Below are 14,118 nucleotides of genomic sequence, written 5' to 3' on the forward strand. Positions count from 1 at the left end.
TTGTCGCCGGGGGGGCCCCCCGGGGGGTGGGCGGGCCCCACCCCTACGGTTTAATTCACCCAAAATTTTACACCCTCTTCGTTTTAAACCCTCCGGGGGGGCCCCCCCCCCCGCCGGGGGGCCCCCCCCCCTGTACGTTCAGGTCACTTCTGCTTCGCGGCAGCCGCCGCGCACTCCGCGCAGGTCCCGAAGATCTCCACCGTGTGCGCCACGTCCACATACCCATGGTCGGAAGCGATCGCCTCGGCCCACTTCTCGACCGCCGGGCCTTCCACCTCGACCGCCTTGCCGCACACCCGGCAGACCAGGTGATGGTGGTGGTCGCCGGTGGAGCAGCGGCGGTAGACCGACTCGCCCTCGTCGGTGCGGAGCACGTCGACCTCGCCGGCGTCGGCGAGGGACTGGAGCGTGCGGTAGACCGTGGTCAGGCCCACCGAATCGCCCTTGTGCTTGAGCATGTCGTGCAGGTCCTGCGCACTGCGGAACTCGTCCACCTCGCCCAGGGCCGCCGCCACCGCGGCGCGCTGCCGGGTGGATCGGCCTCGTACCGGGGGTCCCGCAGCTGTTGTCACAGGTGCCTCCTCAACTGATAACTCGCACGATCGCCCGCAGATTGACCGCAGATCTGTCATATCCCGTCGGGCCATTGTGCCAGCTCGCTCTCAGACGGTGACCTCGTCCACCGGTCGCCGCGCCCCGGGGACGTCCGGGGAAGCGTCCGCCGTGCAGGTCGCCTCCGCGTCGCTCACGGCCCGCGCCCGACGCCTGGCCAGCGGGGTCGCGAGCGCCGTCAGGACGACGAAGACGCCGATCGCCATCAGGACGATCGTCGCGCCGGGCGGCACGTCCTGGTAGTACGACGTGACCGTGCCGGAGAGGGTCACCGCGGTGCCGATGACCACCGACAGGATGAACGTCACCTTGAACGAGCGGGTGATCTGCTGGGCCGCCGCGACCGGCACCACCATGAGCGCGCTCACCAGGAGCAGGCCCACGACACGCATCGCGACGGTCACCGTCACCGCCGCCGTGACCGCGATGAGGAGGTTGAGGGCGCGCACGGGCAGGCCCGTCACCCGCGCGAACTCCTCGTCCTGGCTCACCGCGAACAGCTGCTTGCGCAAGCCGACCGTGACCAGGACCACAAAGGCCGCGAGCAGGCAGATCGCCGTGACGTCGGAGTCCGAGACCGTCGAGAGCGAGCCGAAGAGGTACGAGGAGAGGTTCGCGTTGGAGCCGGTGTCCGAGAGGTTGATCAGCAGGACACCGCCCGCCATGCCGCCGTAGAAGAGCATCGCGAGGGCGATGTCGCCGCGCGTCTTGCCGTACGCCCTGATCAGCTCCATCGTCACCGCGCCGACGACGGCGATCAGCGTCGCCATCCACACGGGGCTGGAGTTGAGCAGGAAGCCGAGGCCGACGCCCGTCATGGCGATGTGGCCGATGCCGTCGCCCATCAGGGCCTGGCGGCGCTGGACGAGGTAGATGCCGATGGCGGGGGCCGTGATGCCGACGAGGACGGCGGCGATCAGCGCCCGCTGCATGAATTCGGTCTGGAAGATTTCCATCATCAGGTCAGCAGTCCTGTGCGGATCGGCTCGTGCTCGTCGGCCGAGTGCGGATGTACGTGGTCGTGGCCGGGCAGCGCGTGCTGGCCCGTGGCCTTGGGCGGCGGGCCGTCGTGCGTCACGCAGCCGTCGCGCAGGACGATCGCGCGGTCGATCAGCGGTTCGAGGGCGCCGAGCTCGTGCAGCACGAGCAGGACCGTCGTACCGGCGGCGACCTGTTCGCGCAGGGTCTGCGCGAGGATCTCCTGGCTCGCCAGGTCGACGCCCGCCATCGGCTCGTCCATGATCAGCAGCTCGGGCTCGGAGGCGAGCGCGCGGGCGATGAGCACCCGCTGGTGCTGGCCGCCGGAGAGGGCGCTGACCGAGTCCTTGGCGCGGTCGGCGAGACCGACGAGCCGGATGGCCCGGTCGACCGCCGCGCGGTCCGCCTTCGTCGCCCAGCCCAGCTTCGTCAGCTTCGTACGCGAGAGGCGGCCCGACGAGACGACCTCGCGGATCGTCGCGGGGACGCCGCTCGCGGCCGTCGTGCGCTGCGGCACGTAGCCGATGCGGGCCCACTGCCTGAAGCGCTTCAGGGGGGTGCCGAAGAGGCTGATGTCGCCGCCGGTGAGCGGGACTTGGCCGATCACGGAGCGGACGGCGGTGGACTTGCCCGAGCCGTTCGCGCCGAGCAGGGCCACCACCTCACCGCGTCCGACGCTGAGGTCGATGCCGCGCAGCACCGGGCGCGCGCCGAGGGTGGCCGTGGCCGCCCGCACGGATATGACGGGCGGCGTGGCGGGCCCTGCCGCGTCCGTGGCTTCCATGTCCGTGGCTTCCATGGCGTGCGCCTCCGATGCTGCTAGCCGTACGTGTGGCCGTACGTGTGGCCGTACGTTCACTTCGCGCCGAGCGCCTTCTGCAGCGCGGCGAGGTTGGACTCCATGACCCCGATGTAGTCATCGCCCTTGGACTTGCCCGTAATTCCCTCGAGGGGGTCCAGGACGTCCGTCTTGAGCTTCGCGTCGCCGGCCAGTGTCTCGGCGGTCTTCTCGCTGGCGAGGACCTCGAAGAACACCGTGGAGACGTCGTCCTTCTTGGCGATGTCCTGGAGCTCCTTGATGCGGGCGGGGCTCGGGTCCGACTCGGGGTCGACGCCGGCGATGCTCTCCTGCTCCAGGCCGTAGCGCTCGGCGAGGTAGCCGAAGGCGGAGTGCGTGGTGATGAACGTCTTGCTCTTCGTGTTCTTCAGGCCGCTCTCGAACTTGGCGTTCAGGGCGTCCAGCTTCCCGACCAGGGCCTTGGTGTTCTTCTTGTACGCCGCCGCGTGGTCCGGGTCGGCCTTCTCCATCGCCTTGCCGACGCCCTCGGCGACCTCGGCGTACTTCACCGGGTCGAGCCAGACGTGCGGGTCGGCGCCGCCCTCTTCCTCGCCGTGCTCCTCGTCCTCGTCCTCGTGCTCGTGGCCGTGGTCGTGGCCGACGCCCGTGCCGTGCTTCTCCAGCTGGGTGAGGCTCGCGGCGTCCACGGTGTCCTCCACGCCGGACTGGCCGATGGCGTCGTCGACGGCGGGCTGGATGCCCTTGAGGTAGAGGATGAGGTCGGATTCGCCGAGCGAGGCGGTCTGCCTCGGGCTGAGCTCCAGGTCGTGCGGCTCGACGCCCGGCTTGGTCAGGGTGTCCACGGAGACGTGGTCGCCGCCGATCTCCTGGGCCAGGAACTGCATGGGGTAGAACGACGCCGTCACGTTCAGCTTGCCGTCGCCGTTCTTGTCCGCGGCGCTGGAGGAGGAGCAGGCGGAGAGGGCCGTGAGGCCGAGAACCGTGGCGGAGGCGACGGCGGCGGTGGGTATGAGGCGACGTACGTTCATGACACTCATTTTCAACAAATGTGGAAACGATTGTCAACTAGCTGTCCGATGTGCGGGTGGATGGGCGGTCGGCGGGCGGTGGACGGGCGGTGGACCGGGAACCGATTTGATTAGGGGGGTAAGGCCGCCGGTAACCTGAAGCATTCGCTTCGCCCACCGTCGTAATGAAGAGAGCACCGTGGCCGCCGACAAGATCGACAGCATCGTCAGCCTGAGCAAGCGCCGTGGCTTTGTTTACCCGTGCAGTGAGATCTACGGCGGCCAGCGTGCCGCCTGGGATTACGGGCCGCTCGGCGTCGAGCTCAAGGAGAACCTCAAGCGCCAGTGGTGGCGTTACATGGTCACTTCGCGTGAGGACGTCGTCGGTATCGACTCGTCGGTGATCCTGGCCACGGAGGTCTGGCAGGCCTCGGGTCACGTCGCGACGTTCTCCGACCCGTTGACCGAGTGCCTCTCCTGCCACAAGCGCCACCGCGCCGACCACCTGGAAGAGGCGTACGAGGCCAAGCACGGCCGTCCGCCCGAGAGCCTGGCCGACGTCAACTGCCCCAACTGCGGCACCAAGGGCCAGTTCACCGAGCCCAAGCAGTTCTCCGGCATGCTCGCCACCCACCTCGGCCCCACGCAGGACAGCGGCTCCGTCGCCTACCTGCGCCCCGAGACCGCGCAGGGCATCTTCACCAACTTCGGCCAGGTCCAGCAGACTTCGCGCAAGAAGCCGCCCTTCGGCATCGCGCAGATGGGCAAGTCCTTCCGCAACGAGATCACGCCCGGCAACTTCATCTTCCGGACCCGCGAGTTCGAGCAGATGGAGATGGAGTTCTTCGTCAAGCCGGGCGAGGACGAGAAGTGGCAGGAGTACTGGATGGAGCAGCGCTGGAACTGGTACACCGGCCTGGGCCTGCGCGAGGAGAACATGCGCTGGTTCGAGCACCCGAAGGAGAAGCTCTCCCACTACTCGAAGCGCACCGCTGACATCGAGTACCGCTTCCGCTTCGGCGGCAGCGAGTGGGGCGAGCTCGAGGGCGTCGCCAACCGCACGGACTACGACCTCTCCGCGCACTCCAAGGCTTCGGGCCAGGACCTCTCCTACTTCGACCAGGAGGCCCAGGAGCGCTGGACCCCGTACGTCATCGAGCCCGCGGCGGGCGTCGGCCGCACGATGCTGGCCTTCCTCCTCGACTCGTACATCGAGGACGAGGCGCCCAACGCCAAGGGCAAGCTGGAGAAGCGGACGGTCATGCGCTTCGACCACCGCATCGCGCCGGTGAAGGTCGCGGTCCTGCCCCTTTCGCGGAACCCGGAGCTGTCGCCCAAGGCCAAGGGCCTCGCGACCGCCCTGCGCCAGAACTGGAACATCGACTTCGACGACGCCGGCGCCATCGGCCGCCGCTACCGCCGCCAGGACGAGATCGGCACGCCGTACTGCGTGACGGTCGACTTCGACACCCTGGACGACAACGCGGTGACGGTGCGCGAGCGTGACTCGATGAAGCAGGAGCGCGTCTCCCTCGACCAGATCGAGGGCTACCTCGCCTCGCGCCTGGTGGGCTGCTGACACCTGGCCCAGCGCGGGCACGCACTGAGTGAAGCTTGAAAGAAGCCCCCGGTTCCGCACACGGAACCGGGGGCTTCTGCTGCACACTGTTCGCCATGCCTTCGATGACCACGAGCAAGGTCAGCAGATGGGACCAGCACGGGCGCGAGCATGTCGTGCACGTGCGAAAGGCCGGTGTCCAGCGCCAGTTGAGCTGCGACACGTGCGGCTGGGGGAAACGGGCCCAGTTCCTGCCCTGGCTCAAGGCGGAGGAGCATCTCGCCGAGGAGCATCAGGCGACGGTGGACCCTTCGGTGCCGTGACCTCGTCGAGCGGCTGCTGCTGCCGCTTTCAGCGGGGCCCTTCAGCCGAACCGCCGCACGAACCTCTTCTGCCACGGCGTCTCCACGGCCCGCCGCGCGTAGTGCTCCCGCACGTACGCCACCGCCTCACCGCTCGGCACCCCGTCCAGCACCGCCATGCACGCCAGCGCCGTCCCCGTACGCCCCTGCCCGCCGCCGCACGCGACCTCCACCCGCTCCTCCCGCGACCGCTCCAACGCCTCGCGCAGGGCGGCGCTGGTCGCCTCGCGGTCGGTGGGCAGGCGGAAGTCGGGCCAGCGCAGCCATCGGGTCTCCCAGGCGACGGCGGGCGGCTCCTTGCCCAGGAGGTACAGCGCGAAGGCGGGGGTCGGGCCTTCCGGGAGCGGATGCCTCAGCCCGCGGCCACGGATGAGCCGCCCCGAGGGGAGTCGTAGTACACCTGGCGCTGTGGGGTCCCAAGTCGCGGTCATGGCGCGAGAGTAGTGCTGGACCGGTCGGCCGGGTCCTGTGAGCCGGGGGTGAGCCGCTCCGCCGTGCGCCGCGCCGTCTCCCTCGCCCAGCGGCCGCTGGTCAGGGCGCCGAGGAGCAGGACCGCGAGGCCGCAGCCCGCGATGATCCACCAGGCGGGGCGGCTGGCCTCGGTGAAGACGGCCGCGTACGACGAAGTGCCCACGCCGGAGGCCAGGACCGCGCCGATGACCGCGACGCCCAGGGTCTGGCCGATCTGGCGGCTCGTGGAGGCGACGGCGGCGGCGACGCCCGCCTGGGAGCGGGGCATTCCGGAGACGGCGGTGTTGGTGATGGGGGCGTTCACGAAGCCGAAGCCGAGGCCGAAGAGGGCGTAGCCGAGGAAGAGCGTCGCGTTGGTGGTCTCCGCGTCGAAGGCGGCGAAGAGGACTCCGGACGTCGTCATCGCGACCCCCGCGATCAGCAGCGGAAGGCGCGGGCCACGGCTGCCCACCAGGCGGCCCGACAGCGGGGCGCAGATCAGCGTCATCGTGGCCATCGGCAGCATCCAGACGCCCGCGTGCAGGGCGTTCAGGCCGCGTACGTTCTGGAGGTAGAGCGTGGAGAGGAAGAGGAAGCCGCCGAGCGCGGCGAAGGCGCTGACCGCGATCACGGTCGCCCCGCTGAACGGCGCCGAGCGGAAGAAGCGCAGGTCGATGAGGGGGTCGGTGCGGCGCGGCTCGTAAGCGAGGAGGCCGAGCAGGGTCAGCAGCGCCGCCGCCGCGAACGTGATGATCAGCGGGGACGTCCAGCCCGCCGTGGGGGCCTCGATGATCGCGTACGTCAGGGCGCCGAGCAGGACGATCACCAGGAGCTGGCCCACGGGGTCGGGGCGCCGGGGCTTGGGGGCGCGGGACTCGGGGACGTACCGGATGGTGAGGAGGAGCGCCGCGAGGCCGACCGGCAGGTTGATCCAGAAGATGGAGCGCCAGCCGACGGAGTCCACCAGGAGGCCGCCCACCAGCGGACCCGCCGCCATGGAGATGCCGACCACCCCGCCCCAGACGCCGATGGCGCGAGCCCGCTCGCGGGGCTCGGTGAACGTGTTCGTGATGATCGACATCGCGACCGGGTTGAGCATGGAACCGCCGACCGCCTGGAGCATCCGGAAGGCCACGAGGGACTCGAGGTTGGGGGCGAGGGAACAGGCGACGGAGGCCACCGTGAAGATCACGAGCCCGACCTTGAAGATCTTCTGCCGTCCCACACGGTCCGCCGTCGAACCCGCGAGCATGAGGAGCGCGGCGAGTACGAGGGTGTAGGCGTCGATCGTCCACTGCATGCCCGAGATGTTGGTGCCGAACTCCCGCGCCATGGTGGGCAGGGCGACGTTCAGAACGGTGTTGTCGAGGCTGACGATGAGCAGGCTCATGCAGCAGATCGCGAGGACGAGCATGCGTCGGCGGTGCGTCAGCTCTTGCGGGGGCATGACTTCGACGGTATCCCGAGGGGGCGGAGGCCGCGTCGGGGCCGCCCCGTCAGGGGTGGGGGGAACGCCGGGCACGCTGGGGGCGCGGGGAACGGCGCGAGCAACCACGACGAATGCGCACGGCATGTATGGGCGGTCAGGGGCGCCCGTCAGGGGCGCGGGGAACGGCGCGAGCAACCACGACGGACCCGCACCGGAAGAGCCCGCCGCCGCGCCCGCACCGGAGAAGCCCGCCGCCACGCCCGCCCCCGCCTCAGGCGAGCCCCCGCGGCAGCCGCAGACTCAGCAGCCCCAGGCCGATGAGGCCCGTCAGCTGTACGCCCAGGACGATCGCGAACGCATCCCGCATACCCACCGCCGGAACCAGCGCCAGGAAGAGCGAGCCGAGCGTGGCGACGCCCAGGGCCAGGCAGGACTGCTGGACCGTCGCCGCCAGACCACTGCCCGCGCCCGCCTTCGACGCCGGTACCGCCGCGAGCACGATGCGGTAGTAGAGGGCGAGCTGGACGCCCTGGCCGATGCCGCACAGGACGAGGCCGGGGGCGAGGACGAGCGGGCTCAGGGCGGACATCGGCGCCCACTGCACCGTGAGGGCGAGGATCGCCAGGCCGCAGGCGTGCGCCAGGGCGCAGGCCGTCAGGGCGCGGCTGCCGAGCCGCGTCACCAGGCGCGGTGCGAGCATCGACGCCGCGAACTGGGCGACGCCCATGGGGATCAGGGTCAGCCCGGCCTTCAGGGGGCTGAAGCCCAGCCACTGCTGGAGCGTCACCGCGCTCACGAACATCCAGCCCGCGAAGCCGGTGAAGATGGGCAGGCCGATGGTGAGCCCCCTGCGTACACCGGGTTCGCGCAGGAGCGACGGGGGCAGCAGCGGGCTGCCGCCGGAGCGTTCGGCGCGCAGCTCGACGCGGGCGAACGCCCAGGCCAGGAACGGTGCGGCGACCAGGAGCAGAATCGACCACAGGGGCCAGCCCGCGGCCCGTCCCTCGGTCAGGGGCAGCAGCAGGGCGATCAGGGACGCGGCGAACAGCAGCGTGCCGCCGATGTCGCTGCGGGTGGGCTGCTCGGCACGGCTGTCCGGCACCGAGCGCACCGCGCAGAGCAGGGCGGCCACGGCGACGGGGGCGTTCACCAGGAACACCGCGCGCCAGCCGGTGCCCGCCAGGTCGGCGGAGACCAGCACACCGCCGAGCACCTGGCCCAGGATCATGGAGATGCCGCCCACCGAGCCGTAGAGGGCGACCGCCTTCGTCCGCCGCTCGCCCCGCGTCGTCGCGTGGATGGTGGCGAGCACCTGCGGCAGCATCAGCGCGGACGCCGCGCCCTGGGCGACGCGCGCCCCGACCAGCCACCAGGCGCCGGGCGCGAGTCCACAGGCCAGCGAGGTCACGCCGAAGGCGGCGACGCCCCAGAGGTAGAGCCTGCGGCGCCCGAAGGTGTCGCCGAGCCGCCCGCCGAGCACGAGCAGTACGGCGTACGCGACGGCGTACCCCGCGACGACCATCTCCAGGGTGGCGGGGGACGCGCGCAGGTCGTGTTCGATGTTGGGCAGGGCGACGTTGACGATGAAGAAGTCGATCATCGGGAGCGCGGCGCCGAGCAGGATCGTGACGAGGCCGAGCGGGGTCAGGGCGGGGGAGCTGTGAGGGGCGGCCGGCGCGGCCGGGGTGGGCTTCAGGACGCGTGCCGTGGAGTTCGTCAGGTTCACGAGTACGACGGTCGTCGAACCTTCAGCCTGGTACCAGAGTCTCTTTATCCTGGTACCTGTACTACCTGGAAACAGGGTCCGCGGGCAGGCAAGCTGTCCCCATGGACAGTGCCATGGCTATGGACACCGCGGCGCGGACGCGGCCGGGCGACCGCATCCGCCGCAGCGAGCTCGCCGACTTCCTGCGCAGCCGCCGCGAGCGGATCACGCCCGAGCAGGCGGGGCTGCCCCGCGGCCCGCGCCGCCGCACGCCAGGGCTGCGCCGCGAGGAGGTCGCGCACCTCTCCACGGTCGGCGTCACCTGGTACACGTGGCTGGAGCAGGGCCGCGCCATCCACGTCTCGGCCCAGGTGCTCGACGCGCTGTCCCGGGCCCTGATGCTGGACGCCGGCGAGCGCGCCCACCTCTTCCAGCTCGCGGGCACCGCCGACCCCTCACCGGCCGCCGAGATCGCGTCGGTCCCGCAGGGCCTGCTGCGGATCGTCACGCAGCTCGAGCCGTACCCGGCATGCGTCCAGAACGCCCGCTACGACATCCTCGCCCACAACGCCACGTACGGAAATCTCCTCGCCGACCTCGACGAGCTGCCGCCCGAGGACCGCAACTGCATGTGGCTGACCTTCACGCACCCCGCCTGGCAGGCCGCCATGGACGACCGGGAGGAGACGATGCGCCGGATGGTCGCGAGATTCCGGGCGCGGATGGCCGGGCACCTCGCGGACCCGGCGTGGAAGACGCTGCTCAGGAGGATGCGCAAGGCCTCGCCCACCTTCTGCGAGCTGTGGGAGCGGCACGAGGTGATGCAGGCGGTGGACCAGACCAAGCGGTTCAACAACCCGGTCGTGGGCCCGCTGCACTTCACGTACCACGGACTGTGGCTCGGCCCGGCCGAAGGCCCGCGCCTGGGTACGTACGTCCCGGCGGACGCGCGCTCGCAGGCGGCCACCGAGGAGCTGTACCGCCTGGTGAAGGCCAGGCGCGTGGGCAGCCGTACGGGCACCCGCACGGGCACCCGCACGGGCACCCGTACGGGCAGTCCCGCGGATGAGGGACAATAAGAGGTCTGCCCCTCGCCCGACAGCTCGCCTCGGAGGAACCCCGCGCCATGGAGCCTCAGCTTCAGATCGGCCCGCACGCCGTGCGGCCGCCCGTCGTGCTCGCCCCCATGGCGGGCATCACGAACGCGCCGTTCCGGACGCTGTGCCGGGAGTTCAGCGGGGGCAAGGGCCTCTTCGTCAGCGAGATGATCACGACGCGGGCGCTGGTCGAGCGCAACGAGAAGACCATGCAGCTGATCCACTTCGACGAGACCGAGAAGCCCCGGTCCATCCAGCTGTACGGGGTCGACCCCGCGACCGTCGGCAAGGCGGTCCGCATGATCGCCGAGGAGAACCTCGCCGACCACATCGACCTGAACTTCGGCTGCCCCGTCCCCAAGGTCACCCGCAAGGGCGGCGGCTCCGCGCTCCCGTACAAGAGGCCCTTGCTCCGCGCGATCCTGCGTGAGGCAGTCAGCGGCGCCGGGGACCTCCCCGTCACGATGAAGATGCGCAAGGGCATCAACGACGAGCACATCACCTTCCTGGACGCGGGCCGCATCGCCGTCGAGGAGGGCGTCACGGCGATCGCGCTGCACGGCCGTACCGCCGCCCAGCACTACGGCGGCACCGCCGACTGGGACGCCATCGCCCGCCTCAAGGAGCACGTCCCCGAGATCCCGGTCCTGGGCAACGGAGACATCTGGTCCGCCGCCGACGCGGTGCGGATGATGAAGGAGACGGGCTGCGACGGAGTCGTCGTGGGCCGCGGCTGCCTCGGCCGCCCCTGGCTCTTCGCCGACCTGGTGGCCGCCTTCGAGGGCACGGGCGCGCCCAAGGCCCCGGACCTGCGCGAGGTCTCGAAGGTCATGCTCCGCCACGCGACGCTCCTCGGTGAGTGGATCGGCGACGAGGCGCGCGGGGTCATCGACTTCCGCAAGCACGTGGCCTGGTACCTCAAGGGCTTCTCGGTCGGCTCGGAGATGCGCAAGCGCCTCGCGATCACTTCATCACTGGCCGAACTCGAAGACGGACTCGGCGAGTTGGACCTCGACCAGGGTTGGCCGACGGGCGCGGACGGACCGCGTGGCCGTACGTCGGGCAACAACCGCGTGGTCCTGCCGGACGGCTGGCTGAAGGACCCCTACGACTGCGCGGGCATCAGCGAGGACGCGGAACTGGACACGTCCGGCGGCTGAGGCGCCCCTTCGGGGGCGCGGGGAACTGCGCGACCAGCCGTATCCGACCCGCGGACGAATGCGTCTTTCGGCGGGAGCGCTATGCCAGGGTGACCGTGACGGGAAGTTCCTTGATCCCGTTCACGAAATTGGAGCGGACGCGGCGAACCTCGCCGGTCAAGCGGATGTCCGCCAACCTCGGCAGCAACTCCTCGAACATGATGCGCATCTCCAGGCGGGCCAGGGAGTTGCCCAGGCAGAAGTGCGGGCTGCCCTTGCCGAAGGTGACGTGGTCGATGTTCTCGCGCGTCACGTCGAAGCGGTAAGGATCGGGGAAGACGTCCGCGTCGCGATTCCCCGACGCGAACCACAGCACCACCTTGTCGCCCTCCCTGATCAGCTTGCCGCCGAGTTCCACGTCACGGGTCGCCGTCCGCCGGAAGTGGTAGACGGGCGAGGCCCAGCGCAGACATTCCTCGACGCCGCCAGGGATGAGCGAGGGGTCGGCGGTGAGCCTGGCGCGCTCGTGCGGATGGTCGATCAGGGCGAGCATGGAGTGCGAAATGGCGTGCCGTGTGGTCTCGTTGCCCGCGACGACGAGCAGCAGGAAGTAGTTGTCGAAGTCGGTGTCGGAGAGCGGGACCCCGTCCTTGGGCGAGTTGTTGACCAACGTGCTCACGAGATCGGTCCCGCCACCTCCCCGACGTTTCGCGGCCAACTTCCTCCCGTACTCGAAGACTTCGAGCGCGGCGGGGGACCGGAACGGCAGATCGCGGTACTGCTCGCTCTCGGCGCTCTCCAGAAGCACATCGGCATAGTCGGGGTCGGTGTTGCCGATGATGCGGTTGCCCCAGTCGATGAGCTGCTGGGTGTCCTCCTCGGGGACGTCGAGCATCCGCGCGAGCACGTTGATGGGGAAGTCCGCCGAGACCTCCCGCACGAAGTCGAAGGTCCCCTTGGGGAGCGCCGCGTCGAGCGTGCGGGCGGTCAGGCCGCGCAGGAACGTCTCGTACGTCGCCACCGCGCGCGGGGTGAACTGCTTCTGCAGGATCAGCCGCATCGCACGGTGCCGCATGCCGTCGGTCTCCAGAAGGGAGCGGCGCAGGGCGATCTGATCCTCGTCGACCTCCTCCAGATTGGTGAACCGCATCGAGGTGAACGTCTCCGGGTCGCGGTCGACGCGCACGATGTCGTCGTGCCGAGTGAGCGCCCAGAAGCCGGAGTTGGGCGCGGGCTCGGGCTGCCAGTGGACGGGGTCCTCCCGGCGCAGCACGTCGAACATCCGCCAGGGCAGCGTGCCGTCGGTGAACTTGTCGTTGTCGGCGAGGTCGACCTCGGACAGGTCGAGGGGCGCGGGGCCCGTGACCGTACTCATGGACGTACTCCTTCTCGGCATCTCATGGCGGTGCGGTCAGGTCGGTCAGATGAGGAAGGCGTACTCCGTGAACTCCCATTCGGTGACGTGCTGTTGGAACCGTTCGATCTCATTGCGCTTGTACGTGAGGAAGGCGTCGGTGAACGCCTCGCCCAGAAGTCCGGTCAACGCCTCATCGGCCTCCAGGGCGTCGAGCGCGGCGCCGAGCGTGCCGGGGAGGCGGGGCGCGGAGTCCTCCTGGTAGCCGTAGCCCTCCAGTGGGGCGGGCGGCTCCGCCTTGTCGCGGATGCCGAGGAGAAGCGCGGCGACCGTCCCGGCGACGACGAGATAGGGGTTGCCGGACGCGTCGCCGAGCCGCAGCTCGATCCTGGTCCCTTCCCCCCTCTCCGGCGGGACGCGCAGCATCGCGCTGCGGTTGTCGAGGCCCCAGTCGATCAGCCAGGGGGCGAGGGTGTCGGGACCGAACCGTTTGTACGAGTTGACGGTCGGGTTGAGCAGGGCGCTGAGGGCGGGTGCGTGCCGCAGGAGTCCGGCTATGGCGTGCCGGGCGGTCGCGGACAGCCCGTCGGAGGCTTCGGGGTCCTCGAACACGTTGCGCCCGGCGCCGTCGACCAGCGAGACGTGCAGATGGAAGCCGGAGCCGCCGAGCCCGTTGAACGGCTTGGCCATGAAGGTCGCGAGCCGTCCCTCGCGGCGGGCCGTCTCCTTGACGGCGGCCTTGAAGCGGAAGGCTCGGTCGGCGGCGTCCAGGGCGTCGGAGTGCCCCAGGTTGATCTCGAACTGCCCGCCGTCGAATTCGTGGTTGCCCGCGATGACGCCGATGCCGAGGCCGTCCAGGCTGCGCAGGGTGCGCAGCAGATGACCGTCCGGGTCACCGCGCCGGCCCGCGCTGTATACGTTGCCCGTGGCGCCGCCGTACACGGACCACCCGGAGGGTGCGGCGGGGTCGGCGTCGCAGAGAAAATACTCGAGCTCGGGCCCGACAATGGGCGTGAGATCACCCCCGCCACACTCCTCGACTCGCCCAAGTACCCGCCGCAGCAAGGCGCGTGGCGACTCCGGGGCGGGCTCACCGGTGGCGGGGTCGAAGGTGTCCCCGAGACACCAGGCGACGCCGGGTTCCCAGGGCAGGGCCTGGAGGGTCGACAGATCGGGCCGTACGGAGACATCGGGGAGCCCGGCGTCGAGCCCGCCGGTGACGGGGACGACGTCGCCCCGGGGGGTGGTGTGGTAGACGGCGCGGCAGAAGGAGAGCCCGTGGTCGCAGGCGCTCGGCAGGTGCGCCACGAGGATGTCCCGGCCGCGGTCCGCTCCCAGGAGATCGGGATAGATGACGCGGACCACGTCGGTTCCTTGACCGCGTAGGGCGTCGACCGTTTCTGCGGCTTGGGGGGCCGGGGGCTGCGGTGTTGCGCTCGCTTCGTTCACCCGTGGTCCAGCCTTTCTGCGGGGCGGATCGGGTCTATCGTTTGAGACCAAACGATAGAAACCCCCAAGGCCCCGCGCAAGCCCCCCCGGCGGGGTCATCCGCCAACTGCCATGGCTCGCCCCACCCTTGACCTCCGTAGGGGCTCTCCCACCCACCCACCCGTTCACCCCGCATCCGC

The 14,118-nt window shown here is 70.3% G+C and carries 13 protein-coding genes; 4 read left to right on the forward strand and 9 right to left on the reverse strand.

Features of this window, described 5'->3' with window-relative positions; genetic code table 11:
* Window positions 1–143: 143 nt before the first annotated feature.
* The 4 genes from ACFUPX_RS18785 to ACFUPX_RS18800 are packed head-to-tail and all read right to left on the reverse strand — an operon-like array spanning window position 144 to window position 3,417.
* A complete protein-coding gene (locus tag ACFUPX_RS18785; RefSeq protein WP_383323203.1) occupies window positions 144–632 on the reverse strand; it encodes a Fur family transcriptional regulator in 489 nt (162 codons plus the stop codon).
* A 30-nt stretch (window positions 633–662) separates the two neighbouring features.
* Window positions 663–1,568, reverse strand: a complete 906-nt coding sequence (locus tag ACFUPX_RS18790; RefSeq protein ID WP_383323430.1) for a metal ABC transporter permease — start codon at window positions 1,566–1,568, stop codon at window positions 663–665.
* Between the two features lie 2 nt (window positions 1,569–1,570).
* Window positions 1,571–2,389, reverse strand: coding sequence for a metal ABC transporter ATP-binding protein (locus ACFUPX_RS18795; RefSeq protein WP_383323206.1), 819 nt, complete (start codon window positions 2,387–2,389; stop codon window positions 1,571–1,573).
* 56 nt (window positions 2,390–2,445) lie between these two features.
* Window positions 2,446–3,417, reverse strand: coding sequence for a metal ABC transporter substrate-binding protein (locus tag ACFUPX_RS18800; protein ID WP_383323209.1), 972 nt, complete (start codon window positions 3,415–3,417; stop codon window positions 2,446–2,448).
* A gap of 178 nt (window positions 3,418–3,595) precedes the next feature.
* Here ACFUPX_RS18800 and ACFUPX_RS18805 point away from each other — a divergent pair, with 178 nt between their 5' ends.
* Entirely contained in the window at window positions 3,596–4,975 is a 1,380-nt protein-coding gene (locus ACFUPX_RS18805) for a glycine--tRNA ligase (RefSeq protein ID WP_383323212.1), read from the forward strand.
* A gap of 95 nt (window positions 4,976–5,070) precedes the next feature.
* On the forward strand, window positions 5,071–5,277 hold the full coding sequence (locus ACFUPX_RS18810; RefSeq protein WP_383323215.1) for a hypothetical protein: 207 nt from the start codon (window positions 5,071–5,073) through the stop codon (window positions 5,275–5,277).
* Window positions 5,278–5,318: 41 nt separating this feature from the next.
* Here ACFUPX_RS18810 and ACFUPX_RS18815 read toward each other — a convergent pair whose 3' ends face one another.
* From ACFUPX_RS18815 to ACFUPX_RS18825, 3 genes are all read right to left on the reverse strand, one after another.
* On the reverse strand, window positions 5,319–5,747 hold the full coding sequence (locus ACFUPX_RS18815; RefSeq protein WP_383323217.1) for a protein-tyrosine phosphatase family protein: 429 nt from the start codon (window positions 5,745–5,747) through the stop codon (window positions 5,319–5,321).
* Window positions 5,744–7,213 (reverse strand): MFS transporter, encoded by a 1,470-nt coding sequence (locus tag ACFUPX_RS18820; protein WP_383323220.1) that lies wholly within the window; start codon window positions 7,211–7,213, stop codon window positions 5,744–5,746. The genes ACFUPX_RS18815 and ACFUPX_RS18820 overlap by 4 nt, the downstream gene beginning before the upstream one ends.
* A gap of 253 nt (window positions 7,214–7,466) precedes the next feature.
* Window positions 7,467–8,921, reverse strand: a complete 1,455-nt coding sequence (locus ACFUPX_RS18825; RefSeq protein ID WP_383323223.1) for an MFS transporter — start codon at window positions 8,919–8,921, stop codon at window positions 7,467–7,469.
* Between the two features lie 119 nt (window positions 8,922–9,040).
* Here ACFUPX_RS18825 and ACFUPX_RS18830 point away from each other — a divergent pair, with 119 nt between their 5' ends.
* Together ACFUPX_RS18830 and dusB are read left to right on the forward strand one after the other, a co-directional pair.
* A complete protein-coding gene (locus tag ACFUPX_RS18830) occupies window positions 9,041–9,979 on the forward strand; it encodes a helix-turn-helix transcriptional regulator (protein ID WP_383323433.1) in 939 nt (312 codons plus the stop codon).
* 47 nt (window positions 9,980–10,026) lie between these two features.
* Window positions 10,027–11,157 carry a tRNA dihydrouridine synthase DusB gene (dusB, locus tag ACFUPX_RS18835; RefSeq protein ID WP_383323226.1) on the forward strand — a complete coding sequence of 377 codons (1,131 nt, stop codon included), beginning with the start codon at window positions 10,027–10,029 and terminating at the stop codon, window positions 11,155–11,157.
* Window positions 11,158–11,236: 79 nt separating this feature from the next.
* On the opposite strand, the gene ACFUPX_RS18840 is transcribed toward dusB, so the two are convergent.
* Window positions 11,237–12,511, reverse strand: coding sequence for a cytochrome P450 (locus tag ACFUPX_RS18840; RefSeq protein ID WP_383323229.1), 1,275 nt, complete (start codon window positions 12,509–12,511; stop codon window positions 11,237–11,239).
* A gap of 45 nt (window positions 12,512–12,556) precedes the next feature.
* Window positions 12,557–13,855 (reverse strand): glutamine synthetase family protein, encoded by a 1,299-nt coding sequence (locus ACFUPX_RS18845; protein ID WP_383323232.1) that lies wholly within the window; start codon window positions 13,853–13,855, stop codon window positions 12,557–12,559.
* Window positions 13,856–14,118 lie beyond the last annotated feature (263 nt).

The sequence above is a fragment of the Streptomyces sp. NPDC057302 genome, assembly GCF_042667685.1.
Lineage (GTDB): Bacteria > Actinomycetota > Actinomycetes > Streptomycetales > Streptomycetaceae > Streptomyces.

What these genes read in the sequence shown, in the direction of transcription:
- ACFUPX_RS18785 (WP_383323203.1), bottom strand. Translation starts at nt 632, where the DNA reads ATGACAGATCTGCGGTCAATCTGCGGGCGATCGTGCGAGTTATCAGTT.
- ACFUPX_RS18790 (WP_383323430.1), bottom strand. Translation starts at nt 1,568, where the DNA reads ATGGAAATCTTCCAGACCGAATTCATGCAGCGGGCGCTGATCGCCGCC.
- ACFUPX_RS18795 (WP_383323206.1), bottom strand. Translation starts at nt 2,389, where the DNA reads ATGGAAGCCACGGACATGGAAGCCACGGACGCGGCAGGGCCCGCCACG.
- ACFUPX_RS18800 (WP_383323209.1), bottom strand. Translation starts at nt 3,417, where the DNA reads ATGAACGTACGTCGCCTCATACCCACCGCCGCCGTCGCCTCCGCCACG.
- ACFUPX_RS18810 (WP_383323215.1), top strand. Translation starts at nt 5,071, where the DNA reads ATGCCTTCGATGACCACGAGCAAGGTCAGCAGATGGGACCAGCACGGG.
- ACFUPX_RS18815 (WP_383323217.1), bottom strand. Translation starts at nt 5,747, where the DNA reads ATGACCGCGACTTGGGACCCCACAGCGCCAGGTGTACTACGACTCCCC.
- ACFUPX_RS18820 (WP_383323220.1), bottom strand. Translation starts at nt 7,213, where the DNA reads ATGCCCCCGCAAGAGCTGACGCACCGCCGACGCATGCTCGTCCTCGCG.
- ACFUPX_RS18830 (WP_383323433.1), top strand. Translation starts at nt 9,041, where the DNA reads ATGGACACCGCGGCGCGGACGCGGCCGGGCGACCGCATCCGCCGCAGC.
- dusB (WP_383323226.1), top strand. Translation starts at nt 10,027, where the DNA reads ATGGAGCCTCAGCTTCAGATCGGCCCGCACGCCGTGCGGCCGCCCGTC.
- ACFUPX_RS18840 (WP_383323229.1), bottom strand. Translation starts at nt 12,511, where the DNA reads ATGAGTACGGTCACGGGCCCCGCGCCCCTCGACCTGTCCGAGGTCGAC.